The sequence below is a fragment of the Streptomyces sp. NPDC058092 genome, assembly GCF_042884935.1.
In the GTDB taxonomy this organism is placed as follows: domain Bacteria; phylum Actinomycetota; class Actinomycetes; order Streptomycetales; family Streptomycetaceae; genus Streptomyces.
The window spans coordinates 1-19,537 of record NZ_JBHVSY010000024.1; the positions used below are offsets into that span (position 1 = coordinate 1).

Genomic DNA, 19,537 nt, shown 5'->3' on the forward strand with positions numbered 1-19,537 from the left:
GGGTGGGGGGGGTCTGGTTTTTGTTTTTCCCCCCCCCCCGCGGTGGGGGGGGGGCCGCCCCCGGGGCGGGCCCCCCCCCCGCCCTCTTCATACGTACAGCGGAGGCGTCAGCGCATCTTTCCGCCGCGTGGCATCCGCATGCCCTTCGGCATCGGACCCTTGGGCAGCGGCATGTTGCTCATCAGGTCACCCATCGCGCGCAGCCGGTCGTTGGCGGCCGTCACCTGCGGGCCGGTCAGGATGCGCGGCAGCTTCAGCATCTTCGTGCGCACCTTCTTGAGCGGCACCTGGCCCTCTTCGTTGCCGACGACGATGTCGTGCACCGGTACGTCGACCAGGATGCGCGCCATCTTCTTCTTCTCGGCTGCGAGCAGCACCTTCACCCGGTTCGGGTTGCCCTCGCCGACCAGCACGATGCCCGCCTTGCCCACGGCACGGTGGACGACGTCCTGGCTGCGGTTCATCGCGACCGCGGGTGTCGTGGTCCAGCCCCGGCCCACCCGGTCCAGCACCGCCGCCGCAGCGCCCGGCTGTCCCTCCATCTGTCCGAAGGCCGCGCGCTCGGCACGCCGTCCGAAGACGATCGCCATCGCGAGGAGGCCCAGCACGAAGCCCATGATGCCCAGATAGATCGGGTGGCCGATCAGGAAACCGGCCGCGAGAAGGACACCGAAGGTGACGATTCCCACACCCGCGACGACAAGACCGATCTTGGAGTCGGTCCGCCTGGTCATCTTGTAGGTCAGGGCGATCTGCTTGAGCCGCCCCGCGTTCTCGGCGCTGTCCGCGCCTTCAGTGTTTGCCTTCCTCGCCATGTACCGAAGTTTACGTGGCCTAGGAACGGTGGTCGGCCGCGGCCTCCAGTACGTACTCGGCCTCGACCCGGTCCTTGGCCCGGCGCCGGTCCTCCAGGACGGCCGTCCAGGCATTGCGGCGGGCTGTGCGCTGGCCGCTGCTCAGCAGCAGCGACTCGACGGCACGGAGGGCATTGGTGACGGAAGGGATGGCGGTGGCGCGTACCGGCACGGCCTGCATCGTGGAAATCTCCTCGGAGCGGATGTGCGGACTGAGTGGCATGGACTCAGCTGCCCGGGCCGGCTGCCCGGGACTGCGTTGCGCGAAGTGAGTGGCGTGCGCTGGGTGGGGAAAGCGGCGGTGGCAGCGGCCCGGAAGCCACTGCGCCGTAAGTACCCAGCGTCACTGCTCGGTGTTACCAGCGCATGACCGGTCGGTCAAACACCAATGAAACCTTGATATGGGCCGAGCGCACGCCGACGCGGCCCATACGCGCCCCCGACCTGCGGGGAGCGTATGAGCCGCGTCGAATCAGTCATTACCGCCCGGTAGCTTGTTGTGCGGGGATTCACACGGCGGGCATCGCCGTGACGGCGCCGCGCCGCTCGATCGCCTGCTGGAAAAGGCGGCCCGCGCGGTACGAGGAACGGACCAGCGGCCCGGACATCACACCGGAGTAGCCGATCTCGTCGGCCTCCTCCTTCAGCTCCACGAACTCGTGCGGCTTCACCCAGCGCTCGACCGGGTGGTGGCGCACGGACGGCCGCAGGTACTGCGTGATCGTGATGAGCTCACAACCGGCGTCGTACAGGTCCTGGAGCGCCTCGCTGACTTCCGCGCGGGTCTCGCCCATACCGAGGATCAGGTTGGACTTGGTCACCAGACCGGCCTCGCGGGCCCGCGTGATGACCTCCAGGGAGCGCTCGTAACGGAAACCGGGGCGGATCCGCTTGAAGATCCGCGGCACCGTCTCGACGTTGTGCGCGAGCACCTCGGGGCGCGAGGAGAAGACCTCGGCGAGCTGCTCGGGCACCGCGTTGAAGTCGGGGATCAACAGCTCGACCTTGGTGCGGCCGGCCTCCCGGTCCGCGGTCAGCGTGTGGATCCGGCGCACGGTCTCGGCGTACAGCCAGGCTCCGCCGTCCTCCAGGTCGTCGCGCGCCACGCCGGTGATGGTGGCGTAGTTCAGGTCCATCGTGACGACGGACTCGCCGACCCTGCGGGGCTCGTCCCGGTCCAGCGCCTGCGGCTTGCCCGTGTCGATCTGGCAGAAGTCACAGCGCCGGGTGCACTGGTCGCCGCCGATGAGGAACGTGGCCTCGCGGTCCTCCCAGCACTCGAAGATGTTGGGGCAGCCGGCCTCCTGGCACACCGTGTGCAGGCCCTCGCTCTTCACGAGCTTCTGCAGCTGGTTGTACTCGGGGCCCATCTTCGCCCGGGTCTTGATCCACTCGGGCTTGCGCTCGATGGGGGTCTGGCTGTTCCGGACCTCGAGGCGCAGCATCTTGCGCCCGTCGGGTGCGACAGCGGACACTCCGGCACTCCCCTTTGCTTTCGCTGCATTGGATTCTTCGGCGAACACCAGGGTACGCCCGTAGTTCAAACGGCATTACGTCTGGCCAACCTGTGGCCGACAGGGCCTATTCCCGGCCGGGTGTCCAGGCTGTCATGCCGTGGCCACGGCATCCGCCGGGCGCTCGATGGTGCGCGGGGCGAGCTGCGCGTTCTCCAGGACGTCCTTGAGGTGCTTCTCGACGACCGGGAGCACATCCGCGATTGCGATGTCGCGACCCAGTTCGTACGCGAGTGACGTGACACCCGCGTCCCGGATGCCGCACGGCACGATGCGGTCGAACCAGGTGTTGTCCGGGTTCACATTGAGCGCGAAGCCGTGCATGGTCACGCCCTTGGCCACCCGGATGCCGATCGCGGCCAGCTTGCGGTCCTCGCGGCGCTGCCCGGCGTTGGACGGGGCGTACTCGGGGCCGTTCAGCCGCGGATCGAACTCCTCGTCCTGCAGCCGCGGGTCGAAGTCGAGGGAGAGGCCGCCGATCGCCGGGCGGTCCTCGACCGGGTCGCCGAGCACCCAGACCCCGCTGCGGCCCTCGACCCGGGAGGTCTCCAGACCGAACTCGGCGGCGGTACGGATCAGCGCGTCCTCCAGCCGGCGGACGTGTGCGACGACATCCACCGGCCTGGGCAGCTTCTGGATCGGGTAGCCGACCAGCTGTCCGGGGCCGTGCCAGGTGATCTTGCCGCCACGGTCCACATCGATGACCGGGGTGCCGTCCAGCGGGCGCTCGCTGTCGGTCGTGCGCCGTCCAGCCGTGTAGACGGGCGGGTGTTCCAGCAGCAGACAGGTGTCCGGGACGGCGTCCTCGAATCTGGCCGCGTGCACCTCGCGCTGCTTCTGCCAGGCCTCCTGGTAGTCGACGGCTTCCTCGCCGAATCCCAGCCGGACGAACCGAAGCTCGGTCACGACAGATGCCTCCCTACTCGCGGTGCCCGGAGCCGGGGTGCCCGGAGCCACGTCACCATGCACTGAATCACGCCCCGGCCACTGTACGGCCGGGGCCCGGGCGGCGGCCCAGCAGGTCGATCCCGTCAGCGCCACCCCCAATCCTCACACGATCGGATGAAAGTGAAGCGAAGGTGACTTTGGTGGCGGCAGAGGCCGCTAAATTCGCGCCGTTCCATTAGGGCTGCCCGCCCGGCCCCGAAGGCAGGAGACCGTACAGCTGATGTCGGAACGACCTCCGCAGCGCACCCCCAACCGCCGACTCGCCTCGCTCATCTCCGAGGCCGGCTTCTCCCATGCCGGCCTCGCCCGCAGAGTGGACCAGCTCGGCCTGGAACACGGCCTCGACCTGCGGTACGACAAGACGTCCGTGACCCGTTGGCTGCGCGGCCAGCAGCCGCGCGGGACGACCCCCGCGCTGATCGCCGAGGTCTTCACCCGGCGGCTCGGGCGCCGCCTCTCCGCGCAGGACCTGGGCCTCGACGCGTGCGCCCCCGTCTACGCGGGCCTGGAGTTCGCGGCCACGCCCGCCGAGGCGATCGACATCGTCAGCGGGCTCTGGCGGAAGGACTCGGGCAGCCATGCGGAGCTGCGCAAGATCGCCTTCACCCCGGCCGGGCTCGTCGTCCCCAGCCGGGACTGGCTGATCGGCCGGGCCGACGAGTGGGTGGGACGGGGGAGCGAGTCCTCGCCACCGGTACCGGGCGGGGTTGCCGGGGCCGGTGGTGCTGCCCGTGCGGCGGGTGGTGCTCGTGCGGCTGGTGGGCTCGGCAGGTCCGTCGGGGCTGCTGGGGCCATGGGGGCCGTCGAGGTCGGTGGTGCGGAGCGGGCCGGTGGGCCCGGCGGGGCACGCGGGATCGGAGCGCAGGGGTTGCACGGCGCGCACTGGCCCGGCGGCAGTGCGCACGGCGGTACGGGGGCGGCCGGTGCCGGCGGCCGCAGCGGGGTCCGTGGGCCGGCACCGTCCCGGCCTTGCGGACCGTCCGCACCTCCCGGATCCTGCACACCCCCGGCCGCTCCCGCCGCCCCGGGAACAGGGCAGGCAGGCGCCCCCGGCGTCCCCCGGCAGCGGCAGTCCGACCGCAGCTCCGGCCAGCGGGTCGGCGTCGGAGACGTCGCCGCCCTGCGCTCGGTCGGCGAGCTCTTCCGCACCATCGACAACGCCTACGGCGGCGGCCACGCCCGGCAGGCCCTCGTCCGGTATCTGGAGCACGAGGCGGAACCGATGCTGCGCGGGACGTACGGGGAGGCCACCGGGCGCCGGCTCTTCTCCGCCGCGGCCGAGCTGACCCGGCTGGCGGGCTGGACCTCGTACGACATCGCGGCCCACGGCCTGGCCCAGCGGTACTTCGTCCAGGCGCTGCGGCTCGCCCAGGCCGCCGGGGACCGCGCGTACGGCAGCTACGTCCTGATCACCATGAGCCGGCAGGCGGTCTACCTCGGGCACGGCAGGGAAGCCGTGCAGCTGGCCCGCGTCGCCCAGCAGGGCATCGGTTCGTCGGCGCCGCCCGTCGTCCAGGCCCTGCTGCATGCCGTCGAGGCACGCGGCCACGGGGTGCTCGGCGAGGCCAGGCCCTGCACCGCCTCGCTGGCTCGGGCGGAACGCGCGCTGGAGACCGCCCGTCCCGGGGACGAGATGCCGCACTGGGTGCGGTACTTCGACGAGGCCCAGCTCGCCGACGAGTTCGGCCACTGCCACCGGGATCTGCAGCAGTACAAGGCCGCGGCGCAGCACGCGGAGCGCTCCCTCCAGCTGCGCGCCCCGGCGTACGCCCGCAGCAGGCTGTTCTGCCGGGTGGTGCTGGCCTCCGCGCGGCTCGGGCTCGGTGAGCTCGACCAGGCGTGCCTGCTCGGCGCCGAGGCCGCCCAGCAGGCGGCCGAGATGCGGTCGGTGCGGGCGACGGAGTACGTACGGGACTTCGAGCGCCGCCTGGAGCCGTACCGGGACGCGGCCGCGGTGCGCGGGTACCACGAACGGGTTGCCGCACTGGGGTGAGACCGCGTGATCCGAACGAGAGGCCCTACGCCGCTTCGGGCAGTGACGCCGTCCCGTTCGCGTACCCCGGCCGTACGCCCAGGTCGGTGAGGATCGCCTCGGCCGCGCGGCGGCCCGAGAACAGGGCGCCCTGGACCGTGCTCGTGTCGCGGTGGTCGCCGCACACGTACAGCCCGGCGAGCAGCCGGACCGGGCGGCGCAGATCGTGCGGGGCGGGCATCGCCGGGACCGCCTCGGGGTCGTGATGGGCGGCCAGCAGCTCCCAGTCGTCGGTGGGGGTGCCGTACAGGGCGGCCAGATGGGCGCGGACCGTGCGGTCCAGGTCGGGTGGTGGGGTGCCGAGCACCGTCGAGCTGATCAGGGTCCGGCCGTGCGGGGCGCGCGACGGGTCGACCGCGCTCATCACCGCGGTGTGCGCGACCGGGCCCGAGCGGTCGGCGTCCAGCAGCAGCGAGGCACCGGTCGGCGGGGGAGCGGGGGCGGTGTGGTGAAGGACTGTCACGGGGTGGAAGGGCGGCACCCGCAGGCCGGGCAGCAGTTCGGCGGCGGCGCCTGCGCCGGTCGCCAACAGCAGGGAGCGGCAGCCCAGTTCGCCGTGCTCCTTGGTGCGGACCGAGGTGATGTCGGCCGCCGTGACATGCACGCCCGTGCGTACGGTGCCGGGCGGCAGCGCGGCCGCGAGCAGTTCGGGCAGCCGCGCCGAACCGCCCTCGGGCACGCACAACCGGCCGCGCGCGTAGTCGCGCAGCGTGAGATCGGCGCACCGGCTGGACGTGGCGAGCTGCGGGTCGCTGAGCAGCGCGGTGAGCAGCGGCCGCAGAAAGCCGTTGACCGTACGGGCGGTCAGGCCGCGGCGGGACAGGGCGGCGAGCGCGCTCTGTTCGGGCCGGGCCAGGATGCGGGCGGCCGGGGTCGCGGCGAGCCGGGCCAGGGCTGCGCCCAGCCGGGCCTGGTCGATCGGCCCGCCCATCGGCGGACGGGGGGCGCTTGCCAGGGCGCGCGCCGCCTTGAATGCGCCCCGCGCGCCCCGTACATCGCCGGTCCGGTACTGGCGGCCCTCGCTGTGGACGAGCACCCCCGGTGTGAAGCTGCGCAGCACGAGCCCGTCGAGGGCGGGCATCAGGCGGAGCTCCGGGTACGAGGTGCTGAGGAGCGGGCCGAGGTGGTCGAGCAGGAAGCCGTCCGTTTCGGCGGTGGTCATCCGGCCGCCGACCCGGGGGCCGGCTTCCAGGACGCTGACACTTACCCCTGCGCTGGTCAGTCGGTGGGCGGCTGACAGGCCGGCGATCCCGGCCCCGATGATGACGACGTCCGCGTGGCGTGCCGAGCTGAGCACGTGCCCTCCCCGAGTCGGCGCAACTACTGGGAGGCTCTTGCCCCCGACTGGCCCCCGGAATGCCCGAGTTCGCAAGGAGGCTAGGAGGGCGTCCGATGCGGGCGCAGTCGCGCGTACCGGGGGCACCGGTGCACAGGGTCGCACGTCCGTCCGAATGCGCGCGGGATGCGCGGGCCGGGGTCGCGCCGGGCGCGCCCCGCGTTCAGCTCAGCGCCGCGCGGATCGCCGCGTCGATTCCCGGGAAGGCGAACACGAAGCCCGAGTCCAGCAGCCTGCCCGGCAGCACCCGCTGGCTGCCCAGCACATCCTCGGCGAAGTCCCCCAGGGCGATCCGCAGAGCCGGTGCCGGAGCGGTCAGGAGCGTGGGGCGGTGCAGCACGCGCCCCATCGCGGCCGTCACTTCGCCATTGGTGACGGGGTCGGGGCCGGTCAGGTTCACCGGGCCCGACAGCGACTCCGTCGCCAGGATGTGCCGCAGCGCCGCGACCTCGTCGTGCAGCGCGATGAAGCTCCAGTACTGGCGTCCGTTGCCCAGCCGCCCGCCGAGCCCCGCGCGGAACAGCGGGAAGAGCCGGCCCCAGGCCCCGCCCTCACGCGCGACCACCAGACCGGTGCGCGCGTGCACCGTCCGTACGCCCGCCTCCTGGGCGGCGGCCGTTGCCGCCTCCCATGCCACGCACACGGACGGCAGGAAGCCCTCGCCGGCCGGGGCGCTCTCGTCGACCGCGCGGTCCCCGGTGTCGCCGTAGTAGCCGATGGCCGACCCGGACAGCAGAACTTTCGGCGGTGCGTCCAGTGAGGCGACGGCCTCGGCGATCGCCGTCGTCCCGAGCACCCGGCTGTCCCTGATCTCCCGCTTGTACGCCGGTGTCCAGCGGTGGTCGCCGACGCCGGCGCCGGCGAGATGGACGACGGCGTCGCAGCCCACCAGGCCCGCCACGTCGACGTACCGGCGCCTGGGATTCCACTCGACCTCGTCACCGGCCCGTGCCGGGCGTCGCACCAGGCGTACGACCTCGTGACCGTCGGCCCGCAGCGAGCGCACCAGCGCCGCTCCGATGAGTCCGGATGCTCCGGTGACAGCGATACGGGAGTGCAGCATGGGGCCATCCTGCCGCAGGGGGCCCGGGCGCGCCTCGGCCGCCGGGCCGACGACCCCCGCACGGGTCATCCGAAGAGCAGCCGGAGGGCGACGTCCCGGTAGTGCCGGACGTGCCGCAGGGCGCAGCCGGCCGCGGCTTCGACGTCCGCGGCGGTGATCGCCGCGCAGAGCAGCCGGTGCTCCTCCCACAGCGGTCCCGGGTCGTCGATCTGCTGGAACAGCCGGCACAGCCGCCCCTCCAGGGACTCCAGGGTGGTGACGAGCAGTTCATTGTCCGACAGATCCACGATGTGGTGGTGGAAGGCGGTGTACGTCGCCGGGCACGAGGGCGTCAGCTTCTGCACCCTGGAGGCCGTGGCCGACGACTTCCGCCGCCGGTTCCCGTTCGACTCGGCCGAGCGCCCCGCCGATATGTGCTGAGACGAAAAACCGGGCTGACCGTGCAAGGTGCGGCGTGGCACAGTGGCACGCATGCCCGAGATACACCCGCACCCGGTCAGCCCCATCCGTTCCGTCCGCCCCGCGGTCCTCGCCGACGAAGCCGCTCTCGGCGAACTCGACCGTTCCACGTGGTCGACGCTGCACGCGGTGATGCCGAAGCCGCAGCCGCCGTACGCGCCGTTCTTCGACGACCGCCACAGGCCCGAGGAGTTTCTCGTCGCCGAGGCGGAGAACGCGGCAGGGGAGGTGTCCATCGTCGGGTACATCAGGCTGGTCCCGCCGTCCCCGATGGCCTGCAACGCCCATGTCCGGCAGATACAGGGCCTCGCCGTGGCCGACCGGGCGCGCGGCCGCGGGGTCGCCAGGACGCTGCTGCGGGCCGCGTTCGCGGCCGCGCGGAGCGACGGGGCGAACCGGATGACGCTGCGGGTGCTCGGGCACAACGCGCCCGCGCGGGCCCTCTACGAGTCGGAGGGGTTCGTCGTCGAGGGCGTGCTGCCCGGGGAGTTCTTCCTGGGCGGGCGTTACGTCGACGACGTCCAGATGGGCCGCTCGCTCGCCCCCTGACCGTTCGGTTCCCGCTCAGCCCTTGAACAGCCGCATGCCGCCCATGAGTTCGTGCAGACAGCGCACCGCCAGATCGGCGGGCGAGCCGGGCCCGCTCGTCGGCGCGTCCGTCTCCGCCCAGGCCTCCAGCGCTACGCGTACCGCGTCCGTGGCGGCCGCCGCGGCGAGCCGGACCTCCAGCGGGTCCGCCTCCTCGCCGGCCAGCCGGGTCAGCACCGGCAGCAGCCGTTCCTCCGAATCCTGATTGACCCGGTACCAGACGGCACGCAGTGCCGGGTCCGCCGCCGCCGCCCGCAGCAGCCCGCGCGTCCAGCCGAGCTGCTCGGCGGCGTCCGCGCCCGGCACCCGGAGCGCCTCGGTGACCGCCTGCTCCAAGACCCCGGCGAGCGTGTCTCCCGGCTCGGCCGCTTCGAGCAGCGCTCGCCAGCGCTCGGCGCCGCCGGAGAGCAGCGGGCCCACCGCGTCCTGTTTGGAGCGGAAGTACCGGTAGAAGGTGCGCAGCGCGACGCCCGCCCGATGGGCGATGTCCTCCGCCGTGGTGCCCTCGGGCCCGCGCTCGGCGAAGAGCGCGGCGGCGGCGCGCGCGATGTCCAGCTGGGTCGCGGCCTTACGGCGTTCGGTGAGGGACGGCTGACTCGGCTTCGGGCTCATTCCCAGGAGATTACCCCGGCGGGGGAGAGGTGTGCGCAAAATGACGTCATGGCAAACCGTGCCACTTAGGCGTACTGTGGACATCGGACGAGGCGGGATCGAGAACCTTCGAGAGAGCTTCGAGAACGCTTCGGGACAGCAGTCACCGGGATCGGGAGAGAACAGAAATGAACCGTTACGAAGGCCGTCGCGCACTCATCACCGGCGGTGGCTCCGGCATCGGACAGGCCACCGTCCACCGCCTCCTCGCCGAGGGCGGCCGCGTCGTCGCGGCCGATGTCAACGAGGACGGGCTGAAGGCCACGTACGGGACCGCCGTGGCGAACGGCACGGCCGACCGTCTCACCACCCTCGTCCTCGACATCTCGGACGAGTCCGCGGTCCGGGCGGGCGTCGCCTCCGCCGTGGCCACCCTCGGCGGCCTCGACGTGCTGGTCAACGCGGCCGGAATCCTGCGCTCCGAGCATACGCACAAGACGACGCTGGAGTTCTTCAACAAGATCCTCGCGGTCAACCTCACGGGTACGTTCCTGATGATCCGCGAGGCGATACCGGCCCTGCTGGCGGGCGACAAGCCGGCTGTCGTGAACTTCTCCTCCACCTCGGCGAGCTTCGCGCACCCCTACATGGCGGCGTACGCGGCGAGCAAGGGCGGCATCCAGTCGATGACGCACGCGCTGGCGAGCGAGTACAGCAAGCAGGGGCTGCGGTTCGTCGCCGTCGCGCCCGGCTCGATCTCCTCCGACATGACCAGCGGCAACGGCCCCGGGCTGCCCGCCGATGCCGACATGTCGCTCTTCGCGAAGCTGTCCCCGGCGCTCGGCGAGGGTTTCGCCGGCCCGGACACCGTCGCGGGCGTCGTCGCGATGCTCGGATCGCAGGACGGGGCGTTCATCACGGGTACGGAGATCCGGATCGACGGCGGCACGCACTTCTGACGCGGCGACAGAACCCGCTTCCGGCGTGACGGCGGGACGGCGGGACGGTGTGACCGTGTGACGGCAGGGCCCCGGTGGGTTCAGTCGGACCCGAACCGCTCCCAGAGCGCGGGGAAGCGCTCCGCCAGGACCTCTTCGTCCTCAAGGCTGAACGGGGTGCCCGCCGGCTCGGCGGTCTGGGGCGGCAGGCCGAGGTCCGGGGTGACCACACCGGTGAGCTGTTCGTACGCCTCGTCCGCGGCGTAGCCGAGATCCTCGGCCTCCCCGTCGACCTCCGCGTCGAAGTCGTCGAGGAGGTCGGCGAGGCCGTCCGGATCGTGCAGTGCGCCCTCGAAGACCTCCCGGCCCTGCCCGATCAGCCAGCAGCGGAAGAAGTCGAAGGCGTCGTCGCTCGCGCCGCCCAGCAGCACGGCGGCGGCGCCCCACAGATCCCAGCGGTACGCGCGGTTGTAACGGGCCTCGAAGTGCCTGGCGAAATCCAGCACGGCTTCGGGATCGAGCCGCACCAGCCGTTCGACGAGCAGATCGGCCTGGTCCTCGGGGTCGCCCTCGGCGGCCTCGCGGGTGCTGTCGACGATCTCCCAGAACTCCGTCTCGTCCATCACGGCTCAAGCATCGGCCTTGGCGGCAGGCGATGCACGCGGACGCGGCGAAAAGGACCCCTCAGCGATAGAGGTCGCGCAGGCGTTCGGCGGCCGCGGCGAAACGGGCCCGCAGAGCGGTCGGTTCGAGAACTTCCAACTCCGGCCCCAGGGCGAGCAGTTGGCTGTACGCGATATCGAGGGACTCGACCGGCAGAGTGACCGTGAGCCGCCCCCGCGTATCGGCCGGTCCCGCCGCGTCCAGCGCGTCGTGGACCGCCGAACGGTCCAGCGTGTACGGCAGTCGGCGTACCCCCTCCTCCGACACCCGTACGGTCACCTCGGTACGCAGGAGCGAGCGGGCGAACTGCGCGGCCCGTTCGTCCCAGAACCCCGGCAGATCGAACCGCTCGTCGCGCGCGAACCGCTCGTCCGACACCGCGACGGCCGAGAACCGGTCGATCCGGTACACCCGGAAGTCCTTCGCCACCCGGGCGCAGAGGTACCAGACCCCGGCCTTCAGGACGAGCCCGTACGGGGCCAGCTCCCGCTCCACCTCGTCGTCCCGGCCGCTGCGGCGGTAGCGGGCCTGGACGATCCGGTCGTCCCAGACCGCCTCCGCGACGGCGGGCAGCAGCTCGGGAGTGACCGGTTCCTGGTACCAGCCGGGAGCGTCCAGGTGGAAGCGCCGGGCGGCACTTGCCGAGGCGTCCCGCAGGGACGGGAGCAGCGCCGCCGACACCTTGAGCCGGGCCGCGGACGCGGCGTCCTCCAGGCCCATCTCGCGCAGGGCGGACGGCAGCCCGGAGAGGAAGAGCGCCTCGGCCTCGCTGCGGGCGAGCCCGGTGAGGCGCGTACGGTACCCGCCGACCAGCCGGTAGCCCCCGGCCCGGCCCCGGTCCGCGTACACCGGGACACCCGCTTCGGAGAGTGCCTGGGCGTCCCGGGTGACGGTCCGCTCGGACACCTCCAGCTCCTGGGCGAGCTCGGCGGCGGTCATGGCGGGACGGGACTGCAGGAGCAGCACCATTTTGATGAGACGGGCAGCACGCATGCGGCCATTGTGGCCGTATGCGTGCTGCCCTCGATCGCGGGCCGGGAGCGATTCCCGGCCCGGCCCGCGCATCGGCGGCCGGGCGTGCCCGGCCGCCTCCTCATGTCACAGCCCGTACTGCTCCCGGGCTTCCTTGACCGCGGACGCGGTCACCTCGCCGCGGCGGGCCAGCTGAGCCAGGGCCGCGACCGTGATCGACCGGGCGTCGACGCCGAAGTGGCGGCGGGCCGCGTCGCGGGTGTCGGAGAGGCCGAAGCCGTCCGTGCCGAGCGAGGACCAGTCCTGCTCCACCCACTGGCTGATCTGGTCCGGGACCTGTCGCATCCAGTCGCTGACCGCGAGGACCGGGCCCGGTGCGCCCTCCAGTGCCTGGGTCACGTACGGCACCCGCTGCTCACCGCGGAGCAGCGCCTCGTCGCACTCCAGCGCCTCGCGGCGCAGCTCGCCCCACGAGGTGGCGGACCAGACGTCGGCCCGGACACCCCAGTCCGCGGCCAGCAGCTCCTGGGCCTCCAGGACCCAGTGGATCGCCGTACCGGAGGCCAGCAGCTGGATGTGCGGGGCGTCCGCCGCCGCGGGCGTGCCCTCCTTGAAGCGGTAGAGGCCCTTGATGATGCCGTCCTCGACGCCTTCCGGCATCGCGGGCTGCGGCTTCGGCTCGTTGTAGACCGTCAGGTAGTAGAAGACGTTCTCGGCGTCGGGGCCGTACATCCGGCGCAGACCGTCCTTGACGATCACCGCGATCTCGTACGCGAACGCCGGGTCGTAGTTGAGCGCGGCCGGGTTCGTGGCCGCGATCAGGTGCGAGTGGCCGTCCGCGTGCTGGAGGCCCTCACCCGTCAGCGTCGTACGGCCCGCCGTGGCACCGACCACGAAGCCGCGGCCGAGCTGGTCGCCGAGCTGCCAGAACTGGTCGCCCGTACGCTGCCAGCCGAACATCGAGTAGAAGATGTAGAAGGGGATCATCGGCTCGCCGTGCGTCGCGTACGACGTGGACGCGGCGATGAAGTCGGCCATGGCGCCGGCCTCGGTGATGCCCTCGTTGAGGATCTGGCCGTCCTTGGCTTCCTTGTAGTACATCAGCTGGTCGCGGTCGACCGGTTCGTACGTCTGGCCCAGCGGCGAGTAGATGCCGGCCGACGGGAACAGCGACTCCATGCCGAAGGTGCGCGCCTCGTCCGGGACGATCGGCACCCAGCGCCTACCGGTCTCCTTGTCCCGCATCAGGTCCTTGGCCAGGCGCACGAACGCCATGGTGGTGGCCATCTCCTGCTTGCCGGACCCCTTGTACAGGGCCTTGAACGCGCGCTCCTCGGGCTCGGGCAGCGCCACCGCGTGCACCCGGCGGGCCGGCGCGGGGCCGCCGAGGGCGGCGCGGCGCTCCTGGAGGTAGCGGACCTCGGGGGAGTCGGCGCCCGGGTGGCCGTACGGCACCAGGCCGTCGGCGAAGGCGCTGTCCGGGATCGGGAGACCGAGCAGCTCGCGCATGCCCTTGAACTCGTCGATCGTCAGCTTCTTCATCTGGTGGTTGGCGTTCTTGGACTCGAAGCCCTTGCCGAGCGTGTAGCCCTTCACCGTCTGCGCGAGGATCACGGTCGGCGCGCCCTTGTGCTCGACGGCGGCCTTGTACGCCGCGTACACCTTGCGGGCCTCGTGGCCGCCGCGCGAGCTGTAGAAGCACTCGGCGATCTTCGCGTCGGTGAGCAGCTTCGCCAGCTCGGCGAGCGCGGGCTCGGCGCCGAAGAAGTGCTCACGGATGTACGCGACATCGCGGGTGGCGTACGTCTGGAACTGCGCGTCCGGGACCGCCCGGAGCCGGCGGACCAGCGCACCGGTGGTGTCCAGCTGGAACAGCTCGTCCCAGGCGCTGCCCCAGAGTGTCTTGATGACGTTCCAGCCGGCGCCGCGGAACGCGCCCTCCAGCTCCTGGACCACGCGGAAGTTGGCGCGGACCGGGCCGTCGAGGCGCTGCAGGTTGCAGTTGATGACGAAGGTCAGGTTGTCGAGCCGTTCACGCGCCGCGAGGGCGAGGGCCGCGGTCGACTCGGGCTCGTCCATCTCGCCGTCGCCGAGGAAGGCCCAGACGTGCGAGTTCGACGTGTCCTTGATATTGCGGTTGGTCAGGTAACGGTTGAAGCGCGCCTGGTAGATCGCCGAGAGCGGGCCGAGGCCCATCGACACGGTGGGGAACTCCCACAGCCAGGGCAGCCGCCGCGGGTGCGGGTAGGAGGGCAGACCGTCGCCGCCCGCCTCCTGGCGGAAGTTGTCGAGCTGCTGCTCGCTGAGCCGGCCGTCGAGGAACGCGCGGGCGTAGATGCCCGGGGAGGCGTGGCCCTGGATGTAGAGCTGGTCGCCGGAGCCGTCCCCCTCCTTGCCGCGGAAGAAGTGGTTGAAGCCGGTCTCGTACAGCCAGGCCGCCGAGGCGAAGGTGGCGATGTGGCCGCCGACGCCGAGCCGGGAGCCACGGGTGACCATCGCCGCCGCGTTCCAGCGGTTCCAGGCGGTGATCCGGGACTCCATCTCCAGGTCGCCGTCGAACGCGGGCTCGGCGGCGGTCGGGATGGAGTTGACGTAATCGGTCTCCAGCAGCTTGGGCAGCGCGAGACCGGCGCCCTCGGCGTGCTGGAGCGAGCGGCGCATCAGGTACGCGGCGCGGTGCGGGCCCGCGGCCTTGGTGACGGCATCCAGGGAGGCCGCCCATTCGGCGGTCTCCTCGGGGTCACGGTCCGGGAGCTGGTCGAGCTCGCTCGGAAGCTTTCCTACGGGGTCGGTCATGATCGCCGCCTTCCGGAGTGGAGGGGGGTGGAGAAAGGCCCTGACTGGCAGGACAGGGCGATGGGGCCGGTGGGCCCGCGGAGTGAACTCTAAGTCGCCGATCGATGATCGATCAAAGGATGAACGGCAAAACTTCTCGATATGAAGAAAGTGGCATTCGGTGCCGTGAAACCGGGCACGGAGTGACGGGATTTAGCGCGCAAAAGGGGCGTTGGTTTGCACGGATGAGCGCCGCTCGCGACAGATGTGTACGCCGCTCGGACGGAGACGCGTACGCATCTGCGGCGGAAACGCCCACGCCTCTCGGGCGGCGACGCGTATGCTCCTCGGGCGCGTGACGCGTACGCCCGTCCGACGCGAGACGCGTAGGCCGCTCGGGCACGTGACGCGTAGGCTCCTCGGGCGCGTGACGCGTAGGCCGCTCGGGCGCGTGACGCGTAGGCCGCTCGGATGCGCGACGCGTACGACCTCAGGCGCGGGGGGCGCAGCCGAGGACGTGGGCCTTGACCAGCACCCCGATGTCCGGGTCCTTTCGCAGGAAGGCCTCGATGAGCGCCTCGTGCTCCTCCGCGTACGACTTCTGCACCGTGCCCAGCCACCGGATCGACAGGGCGGTGAACACCTCGATGCCCAGCCCTTCCCAGGTGTGCAGCAGTACGGCGTTTCCGGCCGCCCGCACCATCTCCCGGTGGAACGCCACCGTGTGCCGCACCTGCGCCTCACCGTCGGCCAGCCGGTCGGCCTCGTAGAGCGCCGCCACATGCGGCGACAGCCGCGAGCAGTCCTCGCCGAGCGCCGGAGCCGCCAGTTCCGCGGCGATCTGCTCCAGGCCGGCCCGTACCGGATAGGACTCCTCCAGGTCGGCCGCGGTCAGGTTCCGTACGCGTACGCCCTTGTTGGGCGCCGACTCGATCAGCCGGAGCGTCTCCAGCTCCCGCAGCGCCTCGCGTACGGGCGTCTGGCTGACCTCCAGCTCGGTGGCGATCCGCCGCTCCACGATCCGCTCGCCCGGCTTCCAGCGCCCGCTGACGATCCCGTCCACGATGTGCTCGCGGATCTGTTCGCGCAGCGAGTGGACGACGGGCGGGGTCATGAGGGGCTCCTTCGGGGAAACCGGCGCTGCCGATCCGGTCGACGCCGAAGCGGCGACCGGTGGTGACTAGACAATACGGCGGCGCCCCCGCCCGGAAGTGGTCCGGACGGGGGCGCCGCTGGTGAGGCTGGTTACAACCGTGGTGCTCAGAGGCCGAGCTCGACCTCGAACTCACCGGCCTCCAGGATCGCCTTGACCGCGGTCAGGTAACGGGCGGCGTCCGCGCCGTCCACCAGACGGTGGTCGTAGGAGAGCGCGAGGTACGTCATGTCGCGCACCGCGATCGTCTCGCCGAGGTCCGGGTGGTCGATGACCACCGGGCGGCGGACCGTGGCACCGATGCCCAGGATGGCTGCCTGGTTCGGGGGCACGATGACGGTGTCGAACAGCGCACCGCGCGAGCCGGTGTTGCTGATGGTGAAGGTGGCACCGGACATGTCGTCCGGCGTCAGGCCGCCACCGCGGGCCTTGCCGGCCAGCTCGGCGGTCTTCTTCGAGATACCGGCGATGTTCAGGTCGCCCGCACCCTTGATGACCGGGGTCATCAGACCCTTCTCGGCGTCCACGGCGATGCCGATGTTCTCCGAGTCGAAGTACGTGATGGTGCCCTCGTCCTCGTTGATCCGGGCGTTGATGACCGGGTGGGCCTTCAGCGCCTGGGCCGCCGCCTTCACGAAGAACGGCATCGGGGACAGCTTGACGCCCTCACGGGCGGCGAAAGCGGCCTTCGCCTGGTTGCGCAGCTTCATCAGCTTGGTGATGTCGACCTCGACGACCGAGGTCAGCTGGGCCTGCGAGTGCAGCGCCTTCATCATGTTGTCGCCGATGACCTTGCGCATGCGGGTCATCTTGACCGTCTGACCGCGCAGCGGGGAGACCTCCAGCTTCGGCGCCTTCGAGGCTGCCGGAGCAGCAGCGGCGGCGGCCGGAGCCGGGGCAGCGGCGGCGGCCCTGGCGGCCTCCGCGGCGGCGACGACGTCCTGCTTGCGGATACGGCCACCGACGCCGGTGCCCTTGACCGCGCCCAGGTCGACGCCGCTCTCGGAGGCGAGCTTGCGCACCAGCGGCGTGACGTACGCGCCCTCGTCGACGGGGGCCGTCGGGGCGACCGGAGCCGCCGGAGCCGGTGCGGCGACGGGCGCCGGTGCGGCCGGGGCCACCGGTGCCGGTGCGGCGACCGGGGCGGCGGGCGCCACCGGTGCCGGAGCCGGCGCGGGGGCGGCCGGAGCGACCGGTGCCGGTGCGGGGGCAGCGGCGGCCGGAGCCGGGGCGGCGACGGGAGCCGGAGCGGCCGGAGCCGGAGCGGCACCCGCGGCGCCGATGACGGCGAGCTTGGCGCCGACCTCGGCGGTCTCGTCCTCGGCGACGACGATCTCCAGCAGCACGCCGGAAACCGGGGCGGGGATCTCGGTGTCGACCTTGTCCGTGGAGACCTCCAGGAGGGGCTCGTCCTCCGTGACCTCCTCGCCGACCTCCTTCAGCCAGCGGGTGACGGTGCCCTCGGTGACGCTCTCGCCGAGCGCCGGGAGGGTGACGTCGGTACCGGCGGCGCCACCGGCCGGAGCGGCGGCGGCAGGAGCCGCGGCCACGGGGGCCGGGGCGGCGGGGGCCTCGGCGACCGGCGCCGGCGCCGGGGCCGGGGCGGCCGCGGGCTCGGCGGCCGGAGCCGCGGCGGCAGCAGGCGCACCCGTGCCGTCGTCGATGACGGCCAGTTCGGCGCCGACCTCGACGGTCTCGTCCTCGGCGACCTTGATGGCCGAGAGGATGCCGGCCGCGGGAGCCGGGATCTCGGTGTCGACCTTGTCGGTCGAAACCTCGAGCAACGGCTCGTCGGCCTCGACGCGCTCGCCCTCGGCCTTCAGCCAGCGGGTGACAGTGCCCTCGGTGACGCTCTCGCCGAGCGCCGGAAGGGTTACGGAAACCGACATGGTTTCAGTTGCTCCTTACGAAAGTGCGGAAGTAGGTCGGTCGTCGCGCCCGGTCGACTGATCAGTCGTGGGAGTGCAGGGGCTTGCCGGCCAGGGCCAGGTGGGCCTCGCCGAGCGCCTCGCTCTGGGTCGGGTGGGCGTGGATGAGCTGCGCGACCTCGGCGGGCAGCGCCTCCCAGTTGTAGATCAGCTGGGCTTCGCCGACCTGCTCGCCCATACGGTCACCGACCATGTGGACGCCGACCACGGCACCGTCCTTGACCTGGACGAGCTTGATCTCGCCCGCGGTCTTGAGGATCTTGCTCTTGCCGTTGCCCGCGAGGTTGTACTTCAGAGCGACGACCTTGTCCGCGCCGTAGAGCTCCTTGGCCTTGGCCTCGGTGATGCCCACGGAGGCGACCTCGGGGTGGCAGTACGTCACCCGGGGGACACCGTCGTAGTCGATCGGAACGGTCTTCAGACCGGCCAGCCGCTCCGCCACCAGGATGCCTTCGGCGAAGCCGACGTGGGCGAGCTGGAGCGTCGGGGCCAGGTCGCCCACGGCCGAGATGGTCGGAACGTTGGTCTGCATGTACTCGTCGACGAGGACGTAGCCGCGGTCCATCGCGACGCCGGCCTCCTCGTAGCCCAGGCCCTGCGAGACCGGGCCGCGGCCGATGGCGACCAGCAGGACCTCCGCCTCGAAGGTCTTGCCGTCGGCGAGGGTCACGCGGACGCCGTCCTGCGTGTACTCGGCGCCCTGGAAGAACGTACCGAGGTTGAACTTGATGCCGCGCTTGCGGAAGGCGCGCTCAAGAAGCTTCGAGCTGTTCTCGTCCTCGACCGGGACGAGGTGCTTCAGGCCCTCGATGATCGTGACGTCGGTGCCGAAGGAGGTCCACGCCGAGGCGAACTCGACGCCGATGACGCCGCCGCCCAGCACGATCGCGGACTTCGGGACGCGGTCCAGCTTCAGCGCGTGGTCCGAGGAGATGATGCGGTTGCCGTCGATCTCCAGGCCCGGCAGCGACTTCGGCACGGAGCCGGTCGCGAGCAGCACGTGGCGGCCCTGGACGCGTCGGCCGTTCACATCCACCGAGGTGGGGGAGGAGAGCCGTCCCTCACCCTCGATGTAGGTGACCTTGCGCGAGGCGATGAGACCCTGCAGACCCTTGTACAGGCCCGAGATCACGTCGTCCTTGTACTTGTGGACGGCCTGGATGTCGATGCCCTCGAAGGTGGCCTTGACGCCGAACTGGTCGGCCTCGCGCGCCTGGTCGGCGATCTCGCCGGCGTGCAGCAGGGCCTTCGTGGGGATGCAGCCGTTGTGCAGGCAGGTGCCGCCGACCTTGTCCTTCTCGATCAGAGCGACGTCCAGGCCCAGCTGCGCTCCGCGCAGGGCCGCGGCGTAACCGCCGCTACCACCGCCGAGGATCACTAGGTCGAAAACGGTGCTGGCGTCGTTCGCCACGTCACGTCCTCCATGCATGTGCGCCGTATGCCGGGCCCCGTCGCTGGGGGATGACCGGCCGGTCGGCTGGTGTTCGGCCGCTTTGATGTTCGGCCCTGTGGTGGGGGCCCTGTCCTGCCGAGAACCCATCTTCGCACTTGTCGACGGTGGGCGGGACGCGGGGCCCGGGTCTGAGACGGATGATCATTCGTCTCGGGTGGTTACCGCTGCGTAGAAAGAGGATAGGCGCGTAGCGCGGCGTCGGAAGGGTGGTGGTGGGAGACGGGAGGGCGTACGGATTTCATCGGGAGCGAAACCGGCCGGATCGATCCG

18 protein-coding genes are annotated in these 19,537 nt (G+C 71.6%); 4 read left to right on the plus strand and 14 right to left on the minus strand.

From position 1 onward, the window contains the following. Positions 1-107 precede the first annotated feature (107 nt). The 4 genes from ACFVV1_RS31095 to lipB all read right to left on the minus strand — a co-directional run bounded on the left by ACFVV1_RS31095 (position 108) and on the right by lipB (position 3,274). Positions 108-815: a DUF4191 domain-containing protein gene (locus ACFVV1_RS31095; RefSeq protein ID WP_389996055.1), complete on the minus strand. Its 708-nt coding sequence runs from the start codon at positions 813-815 to the stop codon at positions 108-110. Positions 816-834: 19 nt separating this feature from the next. Next, a complete protein-coding gene (locus tag ACFVV1_RS31100) occupies positions 835-1,035 on the minus strand; it encodes a hypothetical protein (RefSeq protein WP_351207429.1) in 201 nt (66 codons plus the stop codon). Between the two features lie 328 nt (positions 1,036-1,363). Beyond that, on the minus strand, positions 1,364-2,329 hold the full coding sequence (lipA, locus tag ACFVV1_RS31105; RefSeq protein ID WP_389996057.1) for a lipoyl synthase: 966 nt from the start codon (positions 2,327-2,329) through the stop codon (positions 1,364-1,366). Positions 2,330-2,461: 132 nt separating this feature from the next. Beyond that, a complete protein-coding gene (gene lipB / locus ACFVV1_RS31110; protein ID WP_389996060.1) occupies positions 2,462-3,274 on the minus strand; it encodes a lipoyl(octanoyl) transferase LipB in 813 nt (270 codons plus the stop codon). Between the two features lie 262 nt (positions 3,275-3,536). Here lipB and ACFVV1_RS31115 point away from each other — a divergent pair, with 262 nt between their 5' ends. Continuing rightward, on the plus strand, positions 3,537-5,309 hold the full coding sequence (locus tag ACFVV1_RS31115) for a regulator (RefSeq protein WP_389996062.1): 1,773 nt from the start codon (positions 3,537-3,539) through the stop codon (positions 5,307-5,309). Between the two features lie 25 nt (positions 5,310-5,334). Here the strand turns inward: ACFVV1_RS31115 and ACFVV1_RS31120 are convergent, their stop codons facing one another. From ACFVV1_RS31120 to ACFVV1_RS31130, 3 genes are all read right to left on the minus strand, one after another. Beyond that, a complete protein-coding gene (locus ACFVV1_RS31120; protein ID WP_389996065.1) occupies positions 5,335-6,645 on the minus strand; it encodes an NAD(P)/FAD-dependent oxidoreductase in 1,311 nt (436 codons plus the stop codon). A gap of 202 nt (positions 6,646-6,847) precedes the next feature. Further along, positions 6,848-7,747: a TIGR01777 family oxidoreductase gene (locus tag ACFVV1_RS31125; protein ID WP_389996067.1), complete on the minus strand. Its 900-nt coding sequence runs from the start codon at positions 7,745-7,747 to the stop codon at positions 6,848-6,850. Positions 7,748-7,812: 65 nt separating this feature from the next. Continuing rightward, positions 7,813-8,034, minus strand: coding sequence for an FCD domain-containing protein (locus ACFVV1_RS31130; RefSeq protein WP_389996070.1), 222 nt, complete (start codon positions 8,032-8,034; stop codon positions 7,813-7,815). A gap of 1 nt (position 8,035) precedes the next feature. On the opposite strand from ACFVV1_RS31130, the gene ACFVV1_RS31135 reads away from it, so the two are divergent. After that, positions 8,036-8,167 carry a hypothetical protein gene (locus tag ACFVV1_RS31135; protein ID WP_389996073.1) on the plus strand — a complete coding sequence of 44 codons (132 nt, stop codon included), beginning with the start codon at positions 8,036-8,038 and terminating at the stop codon, positions 8,165-8,167. 51 nt (positions 8,168-8,218) lie between these two features. Continuing rightward, entirely contained in the window at positions 8,219-8,755 is a 537-nt protein-coding gene (locus ACFVV1_RS31140) for a GNAT family N-acetyltransferase (RefSeq protein ID WP_389996076.1), read from the plus strand. 15 nt (positions 8,756-8,770) lie between these two features. Here the strand turns inward: ACFVV1_RS31140 and ACFVV1_RS31145 are convergent, their stop codons facing one another. After that, a complete protein-coding gene (locus ACFVV1_RS31145; RefSeq protein WP_389996079.1) occupies positions 8,771-9,406 on the minus strand; it encodes a TetR family transcriptional regulator in 636 nt (211 codons plus the stop codon). A 167-nt stretch (positions 9,407-9,573) separates the two neighbouring features. Here ACFVV1_RS31145 and ACFVV1_RS31150 point away from each other — a divergent pair, with 167 nt between their 5' ends. Continuing rightward, on the plus strand, positions 9,574-10,344 hold the full coding sequence (locus ACFVV1_RS31150) for an SDR family NAD(P)-dependent oxidoreductase (protein ID WP_389996082.1): 771 nt from the start codon (positions 9,574-9,576) through the stop codon (positions 10,342-10,344). 80 nt (positions 10,345-10,424) lie between these two features. On the opposite strand, the gene ACFVV1_RS31155 is transcribed toward ACFVV1_RS31150, so the two are convergent. The 6 genes from ACFVV1_RS31155 to lpdA form a co-directional block, all read right to left on the minus strand. After that, complete coding sequence (locus ACFVV1_RS31155) at positions 10,425-10,946, minus strand: DUF4240 domain-containing protein (RefSeq protein WP_389996342.1); 522 nt, start codon at positions 10,944-10,946, stop codon at positions 10,425-10,427. 61 nt (positions 10,947-11,007) lie between these two features. Beyond that, positions 11,008-11,979 carry a helix-turn-helix transcriptional regulator gene (locus tag ACFVV1_RS31160; protein ID WP_389996085.1) on the minus strand — a complete coding sequence of 324 codons (972 nt, stop codon included), beginning with the start codon at positions 11,977-11,979 and terminating at the stop codon, positions 11,008-11,010. 105 nt (positions 11,980-12,084) lie between these two features. Further along, on the minus strand, positions 12,085-14,754 hold the full coding sequence (gene aceE, locus ACFVV1_RS31165; protein WP_389996087.1) for a pyruvate dehydrogenase (acetyl-transferring), homodimeric type: 2,670 nt from the start codon (positions 14,752-14,754) through the stop codon (positions 12,085-12,087). Between the two features lie 469 nt (positions 14,755-15,223). Further along, positions 15,224-15,847, minus strand: a complete 624-nt coding sequence (locus ACFVV1_RS31170) for a GntR family transcriptional regulator (protein ID WP_384464671.1) — start codon at positions 15,845-15,847, stop codon at positions 15,224-15,226. 146 nt (positions 15,848-15,993) lie between these two features. After that, positions 15,994-17,775, minus strand: coding sequence for a 2-oxoglutarate dehydrogenase, E2 component, dihydrolipoamide succinyltransferase (gene sucB / locus ACFVV1_RS31175; protein WP_389996090.1), 1,782 nt, complete (start codon positions 17,773-17,775; stop codon positions 15,994-15,996). A gap of 61 nt (positions 17,776-17,836) precedes the next feature. Continuing rightward, complete coding sequence (gene lpdA / locus ACFVV1_RS31180) at positions 17,837-19,225, minus strand: dihydrolipoyl dehydrogenase (RefSeq protein ID WP_389996093.1); 1,389 nt, start codon at positions 19,223-19,225, stop codon at positions 17,837-17,839. Positions 19,226-19,537: the final 312 nt, after the last annotated feature.